Source organism: Rubripirellula lacrimiformis (assembly GCF_007741535.1).
Lineage (GTDB): Bacteria > Planctomycetota > Planctomycetia > Pirellulales > Pirellulaceae > Rubripirellula > Rubripirellula lacrimiformis.
The window spans coordinates 6,512,248-6,527,792 of sequence record NZ_CP036525.1 but is presented as its reverse complement, the minus strand read 5'-3'; the positions used below and the strand labels follow the sequence as shown (position 1 = coordinate 6,527,792).

Genomic DNA, 15,545 nt, shown 5'->3' with positions numbered 1-15,545 from the left:
CGATCACAACCCGCTGATTTTGACGCTTGCCCTATTTTGCTTTCCGCTATTGGGATCGGCGATACGAAGAGCGGGGAACCAGGCGATGCACGTGAGTCGCCGAGTTGAGTTTATTGAAGTGGTTGATCGTTCGCGGCGACCACGTGATCGTTACCGTTCCCCGGCGATGAACGTGTCTCCTGAACTTGAAACACTCGACCAACTGCAGGGTGGCGATCTTTCGCTCGAAATTGTTCGCGGGCTTTTCCCCGACGCAGAAGGATTCAGACGTGCTATCATCGCAATGCTTGACGCAGGTGAATTGAATTTACTCGATTCGGAGAATCGGAACGTATCGCGGTGGGAGCGTGTCGAAATACTTGGGCACCCTACGGGTCACCGTCAACTTGGAGCACATCGGATTTCCTTAACCGACATAGGGGCTGCCCGAATCGAATGAAGTGTTGAATTGATCTCCTTGCGGTGCACATGCGATTACGCAACGCAACGGCAATTTGCGTTGAACCATGCGATGAACCGAAGTCGCGGAGTCGTCGTTTTTGACAACGGAAAGTCATTCGCCGCGACTCGGTTGTCGCGGACGTTCCCCGACTGACATCGTGGCTCTTCTCTGATGACGATTCGCAAGCTTCTAATCGCAACCGCGCTGATCGCCACGGGATTCGCGATGCTGAGGCCGCTCTTCGGTTTCGGCGTATTTTTACTCGCAATTGTTTCACTTGTATCTGTTTTCATGTTCCGTCGCCCGACCTGGTACCGATCGGTTCGTTGGGGGCCATCGCCGTCTGCCTGATCCCGCTTTGGGCTGTCTCAATGGGACCATATATTGTTGTTCAACGCACGCTCTGGGGGCATTCGATTGCACCTGACTGGTTTCGTAGCGGTTATACTGTTTACAAGCCATTTGGATTCATATGGGCAACTCCTAGTCTCACCCAATACGGCTACCGCTTTGAGGGCACGTGGCAGAACGTCGGTTTTTTGAATGGGCGTTCCTTGTCAATACACGACCAAGGGTCCGACTTGCCGGTGTTCGCTCCAAAGGGCGGGGGACCGTCGGATGCAACGAAGGCCGCGACTTGACGTTTTGGAAGTGGCGAGTCGTTCGCGCGGCCCCGCTGATCCGCCCCGTTATTCACAAAGGTCATATCACGATGCAACTGCGTTCCGCTGGTTTGACGGCGTTACTAATGGCACTCAGCCTGACGGGTGCCACCGCACAAGAACAACGGACTCCTACGCCCTATGGCGTCCTGTACAACGAATGGAAAGCCGAAGTCAACGCCTTGGATGACGTCGTCCCCGAACTGTCGCGTCCGGAGAAGCGGGGCAAGAAGAGAGGCATCAACAACAGATACACACCTCGCTTTCTAGACCTTGCTAAAGAGCACTTGAATGACGACTTGTGGCTGGATTGCTTGATTTGGACGTCGGTCGAAGGAGTTCCCGGAGAAGCCTTTGACGAGATGTTCGATGTCTTGGGGCAGACTGCAAAAGTTGTTCGCAATACGACTCAGCTGCAACTGCTGATGTCTGAATTCATCAACTTGGAATCCGAGCGCATCAACCCCGCACTATCCGTCATCGTTGAGAGTCACGCAAACGCGGGTGTGCGTGGTGCCGCGCTTTATGCACTGGCGGCCCGTACCCGGCGTCATGCAGAGGAACATGGCGATGTGGAAGGTTGCGCCACTGCTGAACGACTGTTGGAGCGTGTGATCGCAGAATACCCTGAAGTGAGTACCTATCGCGGTGAGAATCGTGAAAACGCAACGGAACTGCTTAGGGAAATGCGGAGCCCAGTAGCCATCACCCGAATAGCGCCGAGTACGCAAGGGAAAACGATCTTGGGCGAGGACTTTGATCTGAGTGAGGTCATTCGCGGAAAGGTTGCTGTGATCTCTTTTTCTGGGCATTGGTGCGGCCCGTGTGTCGCGATGCATCCGATTCAGAAAGAAATCATCTCGAAGTTCCCGGGAGAATCGGTAGTCGTCATCGAAATGAACAGTGACACACTGGATTCGCTAGAGACAGTGCGTGGGAAGATCGAATCAGAAGGACTTGGGTGGATTGTTGTCACAGACGGAAGCGATGGCCCTGCCGCGAAGCAATGGAAAATCAAATCTTGGCCTACCTACTTCGTGCTTGATTCCGAAGGGCGGATTCGACATCGCGTATCCGGGAATTGTGGACGCCAACTAATCACTTGGGTTGAAGAGTTACTGCCGAAGAGTGAATAACCAAGCGGTGAACGGGAGTCGCCGATGACGCGGAATTTGCAATCATAGTTTTTTGGCGGTGGCCCCGTTACCGCTGCCGTTACCCGACTGAGTCACGCAGTGTGAAACGCTGATGCATTACCTCGTGATGCTCGAAGACGATCTAGACCGTATCCGGCGATTCAATGCCATCGTTGCGACTCACCATCCCGGCGTCCGAATTGACGTCTGCCGTCCTGCACCGGCTTTCATCGCGGCATATTCGACACTTACTTCGACTCCGTGTTTGATCTGTCTTGACCACGATTTGTTCGTCGACTCGCCAGATGATCCTGATCCCGGTGACGGGCGTGACGTGTCGACATTTCTCGCGGCCCAAGACGCGATTTGTCCCGTGTTGATTCACTCAACGAATGCCCCCGCTGCCGACAGCATGATTCTCTCGATGCGGGCTGGTTGGGCGATCGAATTGCTCCGATCGGTGATGACTGGATCGAATCATACTGGTATCCTAATGCTGGCGAAATGATCGCCCAAAAGACTGAAGACGACTGGTAACCAGGCGATGGTGACGGAGCGGCGGCACGCTTGACCGTCTGCTTGCAAGCTCGCTCTCGCCGCCCGCACATCGCTACCGTTCGCCGGCTGAATACCAATGATCGCACTCGGCTACATGGCGAAACGAATCGTCGAGCGTCCCGGTTGGCTGGACGTGCCATCGGTCCGCGACGTCTACGCCGTGTCCGACTGTATTTCGCCGGACTTCGCGAACTACATCACTTTTTGGACGCACAACGGCTTCTGGTTCTTCGACAGGCCTTCCTACATTGTCCGGCTTTGTACCCAGCACGGCATCTCACTGGATGGCCTTACATTCGTCTACTACGAAGCCCATCCGCAGCAGTTCGACAACGACGATCACACGTGGAGGGACTTCGGGCCTGACCCGGATATCAAGACCGATGTTTTTGCATCAACCGCATCTACTCTGCTCGGATACGACATCGTCTGCTACTCAATGCAAAACTCGCCCGAATGCTCGCCGTTGTCCTGCAACCACGTTGCGACTGACGTTCAAGTAAATTCGCACTGTCTGATTGATTCACTCGACTACGCTGTCCAATGTCTCGAAACTGGCATCTTCGACAACGCCGAACCCGGCCCGATGCGAATTGTTGCCGTTCACTCGCTTCGAACAGGAGCGGACGGGGAACAATGACATGCACGGGAGCACGGCTTGCGGCTTTTCTTGCAATGGATGCCCAACTCTCCGTGCCCCGTGATGTCCGCCGTTATCCGACTGATTCAGAGCAAAACCTGTTTCCGCACCAATGTCGAACCGTAACCGCAATGTTTTTAAGATCGTGACGATCACAATCATGGTCACTGGTCTTGCCTACATCGGGATTGAGGCGAAGCGATGGATTGACCCGCACGATGGACGCGATTTCGATCGCCTTGTTTGGGAAGCAGACCCTGGTGGATACGAACGTGCGGCGATGTGCACAGACATTATCGATAGACACCTGCAACCAAACATGACGCTAGATCAAATCTCGGACTTACTTGGTGACTCCTTCACAGATCGCGACCGATCTCATTTCCAAGACGGCGGCCAAATGCCCGGAGTACGTACAATTGCTTACTGGGTTGGACCGTGCTCATGGATTGGATACGATGACGCATTCCTGTTCGTAAACCTTGACGAAAACAATCAGCTAGTTTCCGCCTCTGTATACGGCTACTGACGGATAACAATGACGTGCAACGGAGGACGGCATTGGGCGTTTACAAATGGAAAATCTAATCGCCGTCCCCGCTGACGTCTGACGTTCCGCTATCTAACGATCTATCTTGAGACGAGCCTTCTTAGTCGCTTCAACCATCGTGCTGATTGCCGTCGTTGCAATGTATGTTCGATCACCGGCAACGCGTTCGCTCGGCAACACCGCATCCGGCCTCGAGCCTGTGGACGGCTGCGCGATTACCCCACAACAAGCAGTTGCAATAGCAGAACCATATCTCGAAACATCGTTTAATCTGCGCTCACGCAATCTGCTTCCCGAACGTCGCAATAGCGACAAATCGCCAACGGACTGGGTGACTCTACGGGGCGACACATATTTCGTTGCACGCGACAACTATGCTGCAATCAACGTCGACTTTTATATTTCATACGCCGTCGCTGTTCACGCCGAAACCGGTGCCTTGACCGCGCCGACTTCCCATGGGGCTGGATCGTAAGGACTCGCTAGCACTCAGATCACGCTATACTGCTGTGATGCCGTTTTCCGACGCGAAGAAGCGGAACCATCGGGTGAACCGGAGGACTCGTGTGGCTCTTGGGCAATGGTTGCCGTTTCGCTCGTCCCCGGTTACCCGTACCGTTCCGCTAATTACTATGCGTTTCCCGAAGAACTACATCGAACACGCTTCCGAGGCGGTTGCGAACCCTGACCTCGACTACTCGTTGACTTTCGAGGAGTTTGTCGCCGCTTGCATGAATCGCGATGTTTCCAAGGCGATCGAGAATTGCCGACGAAAGCACCCAGAGTGGCCTCACGAGTGGCTCGAGGGTTACGCTCGTCTCAGGCGAATTTCCGACGGGAATCGTTGGTTGATTCGCGGGGTAGCGCGACGTATTCTTGCAAGCGACGTGGATGAATTGCAGCTATTTCTAGAAATGCACGTTCGCTCGCGGTTTCATTGGTACTACAAGAATCACGATGAATACATCGAGGTCTGGTCCCTCTTGGATGCACTTGCGATTGACGACTGCGTAACGATCAACCGCCACTTGGAATTTGCCACGTTTCCACTGACCAACTCACAGGGTGGGGAGGCCGCAAGACTTTTCAATGCGGTCCATCAATTGCTTCGCGAACCCTCTACACAACTCAAAGACCTCGATTTGCGTACAACGAAGAGTTGTGCCAGTTGGCTTCGTGCTTGTCTCGAATTTATCGCCGCCGTTGCACAACGAAGCCAGGAGCAGGCTCAGGCTGCCCTTGCATCAGTTCTCTCAGGATATCGCAGAACCCCGCAGATAAACTTGATGGAGAAGGCAATCGCGTTTTGTGCTCACGGGTTACTGCGCCTCTGCGAACGAACGGCGCCTGAATTGGCACTCGAGGTTTCCGCGTCACCATCACTCCCATGGGACGAACAACTGCACCGCATTTCGACGGGGCGACAAATAGTATCCCGGAAGCACTTCCCTGGCGTACCCCCTTGGCTGATCGACTCGATTGTCGAACTAAATCCGCTTCCGTGGCAAACAGTACAATAGCGGAACCATGCGATGCAACGGAGACATCTGAGGCATCGTGTCTAGTCTGGGTGGAGTTTTTGCTTCATTTTTGTAGACAAGTTTTCAACGATGTTTTCTTGATTTGCAGACAGGTTTTGCACTGGCTTCAGGCCGCTTTTGGGATGCTTTGATCGAGCAGGGCAACGACAGGAGATCCGGTGGCGCGAAGCCGCTCGACGTAGGTGGATTCGCAGTACGGTTGGCCGGACAACCAACAGCGATGGATCACACGCTGCCATTTGAATGCCAGTGCTCGAAACGCCACTTGGGCCGGCTTGCCACGACTGATTTGGAGGTCGTAATACGCCTTGGCCCATCCACCGCCTTTGACCGATTGAGCGGCGTATTCATGAAACGTTTGCTTCATGAATTTCGGACACGCCCAGCGACGGCGAACAATCTTCATCCTTCCACTTTGAATCGTTACCGGCGCGATCCCCGAGCAGGCGCTTAGTGACTCTGCGGTGGGGAATCGTGACCGGTCATCTCCCATCGCCATTATCATCCTGGCCTGAGTCACCACAGCCGCTTCGGGAAATGACTCAGCGATTGCGTGGTCGGGATGACGGGGAATCAGGCACTTCAATTCGTCTTCGGCGCGCTTGATCAACTTGTTGAGCAGCTGAAGTTGCTCGCACAGATTCACCGCTCGCCGGGAACATGTTTGCAGCAGCGTTTCATCGTCAGAGAGAGCCCGCGAAGTTAGCAAGGTTTCGATACGAGATTCCGCATGCTTTCGAAGTCCACGAGCGTTAAAGAACCTACGCAGCTTGTTGGCCCCCGCCTTCTTGGTTGCTTCCAAGGTCGGGTATTTGGCGACCAATGCGAGCAGGAACCCGGCGTAGGACTTGGCAGCTTTGAGTGCCAAAATCGCAGGGAAATACATTTTTAGTACGGAAACCAATTCGTTGCCAAGATCCGCACGTCGGTCGACCAAGTGCCTTCGTTCCTCGACTAGTGAAGCGATCTGACGGGTCAGCGGTTGGTCTTGCCGCAGTGGCTCAAGCTGATCGATGTAGTTGCTCAGGTACTGAACGAGCAGTTGGCAATCGACGGGATCATTCTTGCTGCCACCATGCGAAAACGCTTTGCGATAACTTGCCATGGCGGCCGGGTTGATCGGATAGATCTCGATGTTCCCGAACTGCATCAGCGCGTTGATCAGCGGACCTTTGGTCGCTTCGATGGCAATCGCGAGCGGGGCACCGCCGGCAACCTTACGCCACTTCTGGACCATTTCCTCAATCGCTTCGGGCGATTGCAGAAAGATTCCGGTATGGCTTTTTCCGTCTGGGCCGATCAGATGGTAGTCATGTTTTTTATCAGCCCAATCGATACCGATCAGGACGGAGGGATTGTCATTCATGAGTGAGAGTTGTCTGCCGTGGAGACGGAAAAGGTGCCAGGACTCTTTTTCGGCGGCTTTTCACGTTCGGCCGTGGATGGCGATGCGATGTTCCGTTCGTCGTACGGCTTCGGCCGGCTTTGTTCGGATGTGTTCGTTCGACGCGGCGGTCCGATTTCGGCTGAAGCCGGTACTACGAACAAGCGGAGGCCTGACCTCTTTTGGTGGCTTTAGTGCGTAAAAAGGAACTCGCTGACCCCTCGGGCTCCGCTGGGCAGCTGCCCGGTGACGACGACGCCCTCGACATCATATTTCGAGGGATCGAAACGTTGACTGCTGCGTTTGTCGGTGAAGACTCGCTGCGGCAGGGTCAGCGTTTCACCGACCTTCAGTGGCGAATTCTGCAGCAAGAGGTACTGGCCATTGATGTCGATGGTCAGGCGAGGAATTTCGTGATCCGATAAGTTTCGGATGACCACCACTTCGGTCACCATCGCTCCGCCGCCGCTGGTCGTGGCCACGGGCTGGTGATCCAGCGTGACTTCGACCGGTAGCGGTGGCCCGCCAACTTGCGACGGAAAGATCGAGTAGACAATCAGACCGACGAGGGCCATCGCCGAAAGGCTAACCACCAAACCGGTGCGAGTTAGTTTTAGCGAGGGGGCAATCTTGGGATCGTCGGTCATCGAAATTGCAGTTGTGGCAGAGGAGGTGTAGAGGCGTGAGAGGGGCAGTTAGGCCGTTTGCGGAAGTGCATCAGCCGTTACGAACCAACGCGTCGGAGTGATCAGTTGTGACGGGTACAGTCGAGTGTTCTGTTCGTTGCCGAGCACTTGGCCCATTGCCGTCTGTTTGTTCGAACCGGCGATCAAGAACCAGATCGCCTGTCCCGCATTGATGGCGGGGGCGGTCAAGGTGTAACGGTAACTTGAAAACTTCGGCACCCAGTTCTGAACGAACCAGCGATCGGATTCGTCGATGGCGTCTGTTTCCGGGAACAGCGATGCGGTATGTGCGTCGTCGCCCATTCCCAACAGCACCAGATCAAACGCAGGGAATTCGTCGCCGGGAAAATGCTGGCGAAGCGTCTGTTCGTATTGGTCCGCGGTGTCGGCCGGCGCCTCGACGACAACCGGTACCGGATGGATGTAGTTTTCGTCGACGCCGGCGGGGCCAAGGATGGCTTCGCGCACCATGCGTTGGTTGCTGTCGTCGTGGTCACGAGGCACATTGCGTTCATCGCCCCAAAACCAATGGATGCGGTCCCAAGGCAGGTCGCGTGTGGCCAATATCTCGTAAAGCCGTTTGGGGGTGGATCCGCCGGAGAGTGACACGCGAAACGTGTCGCTGGTCGTCAGCGTTTCGGCAACCAGTTCGCAGAACGCGTCTGCGGCAGCGTTGTGGAGCGAGTCGAGATCGGCGTAGGGCTGCAATGGGTTGACCATCATGTGGATCTCGGATTGGTTAAGCGAGGAAGTGAAAGGAAGCGATGGCAGAGAGATGTCGTTTGGGGGGGGACGCACGCTGGTGAGTGTTCAGGTCCGCTAGAAGGATTCGGCGTCGCCGGGAAATTCACCGTCACGAATCGATCGGATGTACTCGGTAGCCGCGTCGCTGATGGATCCGCGGACGTCCGCGACTTGGCGAACAAACTTGGGCAAATATCCGGTTTGGAATCCGATCAAATCGTGAGTCACTAAGACTTGCCCATTGGTGCCTGGCCCGGCGCCGATTCCGATGGTGGGGACTGAAACGGCATCGGTGATCGCTTGACCGATCTCGCTAGGCACGCATTCGATCAAGACAGCAAAGGCGCCAGCCGATTCGGCAGCGCGGGCGTCGGCCACCAATTGTTCCTGATCGCGTTGGACGCGGTAGCCGCCTTCGACGTGCACATTCTGTGGGCGCAGACCGACGTGAGCCATCACCGGGATACCAGCGGTCACGATGGCTTCGATCCGTCCGGCCTGGTTGGCGCCGCCTTCGAGTTTGACGGCGTGACAGGCCGTTTCTTTCAGGACGCGAGCGCTCGACGCGATGCTGCGATTGATGTCCAGCTGGCCTTCGGGGAACGGGAGATCGACCACCACCATCGCCCGCTTGGCAGCACGGCCGACCATTTCGGCGTGATAGATGATCTGGTCCATCGTGACCGGCAGAGTGGTGGAATGTCCTTGCACGACCATCGCCAAGGAATCCCCCACCAGCAGGATGTCGATGCCTGCGTCGTCCAGCACTTCGGCGGTGGGGAAATCGTAGGCCGTCAGCATCGAAATCCGTTTTCCGTCACGGCGCATCTTGCTGAGCGTGCGGGTGGTCACACGCGGCGGCGAAGAAGCATGCGAAGAATTCGAACCTGACATCAATGACTTTCAGTGGGGAATGATCGTGCGGTTGCCCTAGCAGCACGTTCCATCTTAGGACGGTGCCCATCTTAGCCAAGGTGGGCCCCGTTCCAACGGGGCGGTACCGGTGCCCATCGCTGGCGCAGCCTAGCGGGGGACCAGCGAAGCAACACGGGCGACCAGCGAAGCTACACCGGCGACCAGCGCAGCCACACCGGCGACAGCGGGCTAGCGTCGACGTACAATGTCTCTCGGTCGAATTTTACCAGAGAGCAAGAAAAGTCGCGTTGCTCGGACGCGAAGTGCTCGCCCCGTGTTTTCTGGCATCATGGAATTGGCCTGCAGAGTTCGCGGCATGCTGCGGCGCAGGTTCTGGGCCGCCAAAGTGCCGCTGCTGCGATCTGTCCCTGAATCGTTCGTTTCTTCCCTGAATCCTTCTTTGACGAGGCCATGATGTTGCGATGCATTCCTAAGCCGATCATTGCTGCGGCGATTTCCGCGATTGGGCTGATTTCGTATTCCATTGTCCTGCCGGCGACAGCCCAGGATGCTTCGCAGGGTGCCGGCGCCAATATGGTGACCGAGTTCAAGGGAGCCTTGAAATCGTTCGAACGTGGAATGCTGATCGTCGTCCGCGAAGACGGCACGGAAGTCATGGTGCAACTGCCGGATGATCCGTCCGCGTTCACGTTTGTCGCCGAAGCGAAGCCGCCATTTTTGCGTCAAGGGATGCTGGTTCGTTTCAGCGGGACGTTCACCGCCGCGGGCCAGGCAACCGCTCCGATCGAAACTGTTACCGTCATTCAGCCACCGACCGGGCGTTTGACCGGACGTGCTCGCGAAATGTACACCCCGGGCGTGCACGGTGAACGCCGCGGTCGCAACGAACCGGTGCCCGCAACTGCCCAGGTCACCGTTGTCGGTGGATTGCTAGGGTTGGACAATACCGGCATCGCGGTGCAAGCGGGCAATATCCCTGTGCGAGCACCGATGTCGCCTGACGCCAAAATCGAAATCCGGTTCAATCATCTGTCGCTGGCGCAGGAAAACGATCCGGTGTCGGTGTCGGGGTTCTATCAACCGCCGGACGACACCAAGGTCAAGGCTGAACGAGTGACCGTCACAACGGACCGAATCTATGGCGAACAGGTCGATACCAAACCGGTGCGTGCGACGCGTCGATCCCGGCGTACGAAAGATGCCAAGCCGGATGCCGATGGTGGCGACGCAGCTTTGGGCGGTGTTGGATCCAGCGACGCATCCAGTTCGGTTCCCGCCGAATGATGTCTGGTTCGATGATCACTAAAATTCAAGCAGGCCGTTTGGTTGATCCGCAATCCGGATTGGACCGGGTGGCTGATCTGTACTTCGACGGAGACCGTATCATCGCGGCGGCGGACCGCGCGGTGATCGACCAGAGGGCCCTGCCCGATGGCGATGCAAACATCCGCACGATCGATGCCACCGATTGTGTCGTGATGGCGGGGGGGATCGATTTGCACACCCACATTGGCGGCGGAAAGGTTTCGATCGCTCGGATGTTGTTGGCCGACGAAATCCATTCGCATGCGCAAGCCGCCAATGAGTTGTCCGCCGAATGCGAATACCTGCCTGCCGCGTCGGTCACCGCACGGCGGTATTTGGACATGGGATACACGACCTGTTTTGAACCGGCCGTCATCCCCTGCAATGCGCGATCGGCACATGCCGAAATGGCGGACGTCCAGGGAATCGATACCGGCGGATATTGTTTGCTGGGAAACGACGACGTGTTGTTGTCGATGATCGCCGATGGTGTGCCGCAGGCAATGATCAATGACTATGTCGCATGGATGGTGACGGCAACCCAGTGCATTGCGGTCAAGGTCGTCAACCCAGGCGGGATCAACGCGTTCAAGTTCAACGTGCGGACCTTGGATGTGGATTCGCGGCATCCCAAGTACGACATCACGCCGGGCGACGTCATTCGTACGCTATGCCGTGCGGTCCATGAGATCGGCTTGGTCCATCCGCTGCATGTCCACTGCAGCAATCTTGGTGTGCCGGGCAACATCGAATCCACTCTGGCGACGATTCGTGCTGCGGACGGTCTGCCGATTCACCTGACGCATGCCCAATTCCACTGCTATGGCAAGGACGGTACCTACGGGATGTCGTCGGCTGCGGTCCGGTTGGTCGAGGCGATGCGCCAGCATCCCAATGTCACGATCGACGTCGGGCAAGTCATGTTCGGCCAGACGGTCACGATCAGTGCGGATGCGATGCACCAGTTCGAAAATTTTCGGCATGCATCCCCCCGCAAGTCGGCTCTGGTCGATGTCGAATGCGAAGCCGGTTGCGGCGTGGTGCCGTTCAAATACAGGCGGCGGCAGTTCGTTCACAGTTTGCAGTGGGCGATCGGGTTGGAATTGTTTTTGTTGATCGACGACCCATCGCGAGTCTTCCTGACAACGGACCATCCCAACGGCGCGCCGCTGACCACCTACCCGCATCTGTTGGCACTGCTAGGCGATCGCAGTTTACGAGAAACCGCTCTGGCCGAAATTCATGCCGACGCTGCGGCCAGCAGCAGTTTGGGCGGACTGGATCGCCAATATCGTATCGATGAAATCGCAACGATGACTCGCAACGCGCCGGCATCGATTTTAGGATTGACCGATCGTGGCAACCTAAACGCCGGGTCGCTGGCGGACATCGTGATCTATCAAAATGATTCGAACCTAGAACGGATGTTTGCCCGACCCAAGTATGTGTTCCGCCGCGGGCGAATGGTTCGTCACGATGGTGCGGTCGTCGTGGATTCGACGAATTCGTCTTCCGCAGTGGCGGCTGAATCACAGACAACGTTGACGGCAAAACTGGACTGCGATCCAAAAGCGGTCCAGCAGTTCACCGATCGCTATCAAGAATCGGCGACGATGGATCTGAAACGCATCTGGATCAGTGATGACGAGATGTCGGACGTCATCGGTTCGGTGCCACAGCCGGCATCGGCGGGAGCGCGTGTGCGATGAATGGATCCGACATGGAAGTATCAATCGCGCCGGTCAACGGTGTCGCAATCGAATCGGAATTTGCGGAAGCCTTTGACATGAAGGCGACTCGCGTGATCATCACCGGTCATGATCGACAGTGGGCGCTCGACGGCGCTCGGGCGATGACGGGGTTCGCTACCAGCGTGATTGCCTGTGGAATCGAGATGGCGATTGAACGTGAACTTTCGCCTGCCGAGACTCCGGACGGCCGACCCGGTTTCGCTATTTTGGCGTTCACGGTATCCGGCAAAGAACTGGAAAAGCAGATTCCGCGGCGGATCGGTCAGTGTGTTTTGACCTGTCCCACATCCGCCATGTACGCGGGGATCCAAGGAGACAAGTCGGTACATCCCAAGCGGATTCCGATGGGAAAGACCATCCGCTATTTCGGCGACGGTCATCAGATCAGCAAAGTTACCTACGACGACGCCTATCCCCGCGGCCAGCGTTTTTGGCGAGTTCCGGTGATGGATGGTGAATTCATTTGCGAACACGATGTGGGGCGTGTCGACGGGATCGGCGGCGGAAATTTTTTGTTGTTGGGCGATTCGGTCGACGCTGTTTCGACGGCTTGCCGCGCGGCGATCGATGCGATGGGGAAATTGCCGGGGATCATCACCCCGTTCCCCGGCGGCGTGGCTCGCAGCGGTTCCAAGGTGGGATCAAAGTATCCCGCGCTGTTCGCATCGACCAACCATGCGTTCTGTCCCACTTTGAAAAACGCTACCGAGACTTTGCTGCGTGACGACGAAACGGTGGCGATGGAAATTGTGATCGATGGATTGTCCTTCGATGCGATCGCCGAGTCGATGAAGGTTGGCATCATGGCGGCTTGTGAAGTCGGTGGTGGCAACGGGCTGCTTCGTGTCACGGCGGGCAACTATGGTGGCAAACTAGGCAAACATCACTTCCACTTGGCCGAGGTGATGCAATGACCCGATGGACACTGACACGGCATGTGACATCCGGCGGTGGCTTGGACCGCGACGATGGTCCGATGATGGACGCGTCGTGCATCGATCCAGCGCGTTTCGCCGGTCAAAGCGATGATTGGATCCTGTCGCAGCCGATCGGGGCGGGCCGGTCGGGTGAGGCCCGCTTGGATGAGGTCCGCTTGGGTGACTGGTTCGAATTGCAAACCGCTGCGTCTGATGAACCGGGGCTCGACACGGTGGTCATCCGTGGGGACGTGGGACGTTTCAGCCATATCGGTGGCAATCTGGCGTCCGGTCAGATCATGGTCGACGGGAATGTTGGCGATTTCTTGGGATCCGCGGTGGGCGGCAATCGGACAGGTTTGTCGGGTGGCCGGATCGTCGTGTCTGGAAATGCGGGCAGCCACGTCGGGCACCGGATGCGACGGGGCGAAATCTGGATTGGCGGCGACGCGGGCGACTTTTTGGCCGCCCACATGGTCGCAGGGACGATCGCCGTGGCAGGATCGGCCGGGCCGGACCTGGCGATCGGAATGCGCCGCGGAACCGTGCTGTTGTCCGAGATGCCTGAACTGCCGTCTGGGCGATTCACGGCCCCGATTCGGTCGCGGTATCTGTTTGGATCGCTGATTTCAGTGCCGGAAATGAGTTTTTTCCAGCAAGGTTGTGCGTCGATCGATCGGCTGATCCATCGATTATGCGGGGAATGGGCGATTTCGCGTCGAGGGGATCGGGCGGTCGGCGGTCAGGGCGAAGTGGTCTCGGGAATCGATCGCTAGGTCTTATCGGGGCGATCGCGAGTGGACGTTTTTTCGCCGGAAACCCGGGCGCTTCGGCGGTCTGTCGCTGCATTTGGTCATTCAATCGATAGCCCTTGTTCACTGAAACGGGGGACTGTTCACCCAAACCGGGGCGATGTGGTCCGGGCAAGATCGGCCAAGTTTGATAGGCCGCTGACTGTCGCATCGCAATCTGTCTGGGCTAAACTACGCAGCACCACGTAAGATACGGTTGTGATTGGTGACATCCCAGATGTCCACGCGACCGACCCTTCCGGCAACTTCGCCAACCCTTCCGCTGACACGAGCTTTTGTCCCACCATGAAGAATCGATTGTTCCTTCCCACCGTCGTCGCGACCGCATTGCTGTGCTCGGCGTTTCAATCCAGCGACGCATCGGCAGCGGATTTGGGGATCGGCTCGAAAGCCCCTGCACTGGACGTTGAATCGTGGCTGCAAGACGGCAACGGTTTTTTCAAGCCAGTCACCGATTTCAAAAAGGGCAAGGTTTACGTTGTCGAATTTTGGGCGACGTGGTGTGGTCCTTGCATCGGCAGCATGCCGCATCTGGCCACGCTGCAGGAAAAGTATCGTGGTGACGGGGTCCAGATCATCAGCATTTCGGACGAAACCGTCGACGAAGTCAAAGACCTGATGGGCAAAGATCATCCGGACGCCGGAAAGACATTTGCCGAGATCACTGCGGCCTACTGTTTGACGACCGACCCCGATCGTTCGGTTTACATCGATTACATGGAAGCGTCCGAGCAACAGGGCATTCCGACCGCGTTCATCGTCGGCAAAGACGGATTGATCGAATGGATCGGACACCCAGGCAACATGGACGAACCACTGGAGAAAGTCGTCAATGATTCTTGGGATCGCGAAGCCTTCAAGAAGGAATTGAAGATCCAAGAAGAACTGCAAGAGAACATGCAGGCGATGGCAGAACTAGCCGGTGCAGGAAAGTTTGATGAAGCCATCGAAATGACCAACGTTCAAATCAAGAACGCACCGAACGAAATGCTGAAAGATCACTGGAGCAGTGTTCTGCACAGCCTGAAGTTGTCGTCCGGCAAAGTCGACGACGAAACGGTTGACTTCTATCGCGGGCAAATCGTGATGATGAAGGGCGACGTCAATTCGCTGATCCGATTCGGCTATTCGATCTATGGCGTTACCCAACAGGGTGGCGAGATCGGTCCTTTGGCTGGCGAATCGATCAAGGCGTTGGAAGCGGAATCCGAATCGGTTGCCGACGAAGCCAAGCCAATGTATTTCAATGTGCTTGCCATGTTGAACGACGCCGACGGCAATCTGCCCAAGGCCATCGCGGCACAAGAAGCTGCGATCGAAGCGGCTGACGATCAACAAAAGAGTCGCCTGACCCCAATGTTGGAACAGCTGAAAGAAAAAGCAGCCCAGTCGGACGAGCCCAAAAAGGAAGCCGACGCTAAATAAGTGTGAACCTGAGTGATCGCTCGGGATTGCATCTGCTGACCATGACTTTGCAACCGCCCCGGACACGTTCCCTTCGCAGGAATGTGTTGTCGGGGCGGTTTCTGGTTGGTGGGTCG

Annotated in this window: 15 protein-coding genes; 11 read left to right on the top strand and 4 right to left on the bottom strand. The window is 56.5% G+C overall.

Annotated features, from left to right (window positions below; translation table 11 throughout):
* The first annotated feature begins 1,154 nt into the window (after nt 1–1,154).
* From K227x_RS22825 to K227x_RS22810, 6 genes are all read left to right on the top strand, one after another.
* The gene (locus K227x_RS22825; protein ID WP_218933466.1) at nt 1,155–2,240 is read left to right on the top strand and encodes a TlpA family protein disulfide reductase; all 1,086 of its coding nucleotides are present in this window, start codon (nt 1,155–1,157) and stop codon (nt 2,238–2,240) included.
* A gap of 112 nt (nt 2,241–2,352) precedes the next feature.
* Nucleotides 2,353–2,748 carry a cyclic-phosphate processing receiver domain-containing protein gene (locus K227x_RS30790; protein WP_218933465.1) on the top strand — a complete coding sequence of 132 codons (396 nt, stop codon included), beginning with the start codon at nt 2,353–2,355 and terminating at the stop codon, nt 2,746–2,748.
* A gap of 126 nt (nt 2,749–2,874) precedes the next feature.
* Nucleotides 2,875–3,438 (top strand): hypothetical protein, encoded by a 564-nt coding sequence (locus K227x_RS22820; RefSeq protein WP_145173284.1) that lies wholly within the window; start codon nt 2,875–2,877, stop codon nt 3,436–3,438.
* A gap of 112 nt (nt 3,439–3,550) precedes the next feature.
* Nucleotides 3,551–3,967: a hypothetical protein gene (locus K227x_RS30785; RefSeq protein WP_218933464.1), complete on the top strand. Its 417-nt coding sequence runs from the start codon at nt 3,551–3,553 to the stop codon at nt 3,965–3,967.
* A gap of 106 nt (nt 3,968–4,073) precedes the next feature.
* Complete coding sequence (locus K227x_RS22815; protein ID WP_145173281.1) at nt 4,074–4,463, top strand: hypothetical protein; 390 nt, start codon at nt 4,074–4,076, stop codon at nt 4,461–4,463.
* 157 nt (nt 4,464–4,620) lie between these two features.
* Nucleotides 4,621–5,508 (top strand): hypothetical protein, encoded by an 888-nt coding sequence (locus K227x_RS22810; protein ID WP_145173278.1) that lies wholly within the window; start codon nt 4,621–4,623, stop codon nt 5,506–5,508.
* Between the two features lie 127 nt (nt 5,509–5,635).
* Here K227x_RS22810 and K227x_RS22805 read toward each other — a convergent pair whose 3' ends face one another.
* The 4 genes from K227x_RS22805 to panB form a co-directional block, all read right to left on the bottom strand.
* A complete protein-coding gene (locus K227x_RS22805) occupies nt 5,636–6,895 on the bottom strand; it encodes an IS110 family RNA-guided transposase (RefSeq protein WP_145173275.1) in 1,260 nt (419 codons plus the stop codon).
* Between the two features lie 209 nt (nt 6,896–7,104).
* Nucleotides 7,105–7,560, bottom strand: a complete 456-nt coding sequence (locus K227x_RS22800) for a hypothetical protein (RefSeq protein WP_145173272.1) — start codon at nt 7,558–7,560, stop codon at nt 7,105–7,107.
* A 48-nt stretch (nt 7,561–7,608) separates the two neighbouring features.
* Nucleotides 7,609–8,322 carry a 6-phosphogluconolactonase gene (pgl, locus tag K227x_RS22795; RefSeq protein ID WP_246146084.1) on the bottom strand — a complete coding sequence of 238 codons (714 nt, stop codon included), beginning with the start codon at nt 8,320–8,322 and terminating at the stop codon, nt 7,609–7,611.
* Between the two features lie 96 nt (nt 8,323–8,418).
* Nucleotides 8,419–9,237 carry a 3-methyl-2-oxobutanoate hydroxymethyltransferase gene (gene panB / locus K227x_RS22790; protein ID WP_145173269.1) on the bottom strand — a complete coding sequence of 273 codons (819 nt, stop codon included), beginning with the start codon at nt 9,235–9,237 and terminating at the stop codon, nt 8,419–8,421.
* 432 nt (nt 9,238–9,669) lie between these two features.
* Here panB and K227x_RS22785 point away from each other — a divergent pair, with 432 nt between their 5' ends.
* The 5 genes from K227x_RS22785 (at nt 9,670) to K227x_RS22765 (ending at nt 15,429) form a co-directional block, all read left to right on the top strand.
* Nucleotides 9,670–10,503: a hypothetical protein gene (locus tag K227x_RS22785; protein WP_145173266.1), complete on the top strand. Its 834-nt coding sequence runs from the start codon at nt 9,670–9,672 to the stop codon at nt 10,501–10,503.
* 11 nt (nt 10,504–10,514) lie between these two features.
* Nucleotides 10,515–12,233 carry a formylmethanofuran dehydrogenase subunit A gene (locus K227x_RS22780; RefSeq protein WP_145173264.1) on the top strand — a complete coding sequence of 573 codons (1,719 nt, stop codon included), beginning with the start codon at nt 10,515–10,517 and terminating at the stop codon, nt 12,231–12,233.
* An 11-nt stretch (nt 12,234–12,244) separates the two neighbouring features.
* Entirely contained in the window at nt 12,245–13,189 is a 945-nt protein-coding gene (fhcD, locus tag K227x_RS22775; RefSeq protein WP_145173261.1) for a formylmethanofuran--tetrahydromethanopterin N-formyltransferase, read from the top strand.
* Entirely contained in the window at nt 13,186–13,968 is a 783-nt protein-coding gene (locus tag K227x_RS22770; protein ID WP_145173258.1) for a hypothetical protein, read from the top strand. Before fhcD ends, K227x_RS22770 begins: the two co-directional genes overlap by 4 nt.
* A gap of 321 nt (nt 13,969–14,289) precedes the next feature.
* Nucleotides 14,290–15,429 (top strand): TlpA disulfide reductase family protein, encoded by a 1,140-nt coding sequence (locus K227x_RS22765; protein ID WP_145173255.1) that lies wholly within the window; start codon nt 14,290–14,292, stop codon nt 15,427–15,429.
* Nucleotides 15,430–15,545: the final 116 nt, after the last annotated feature.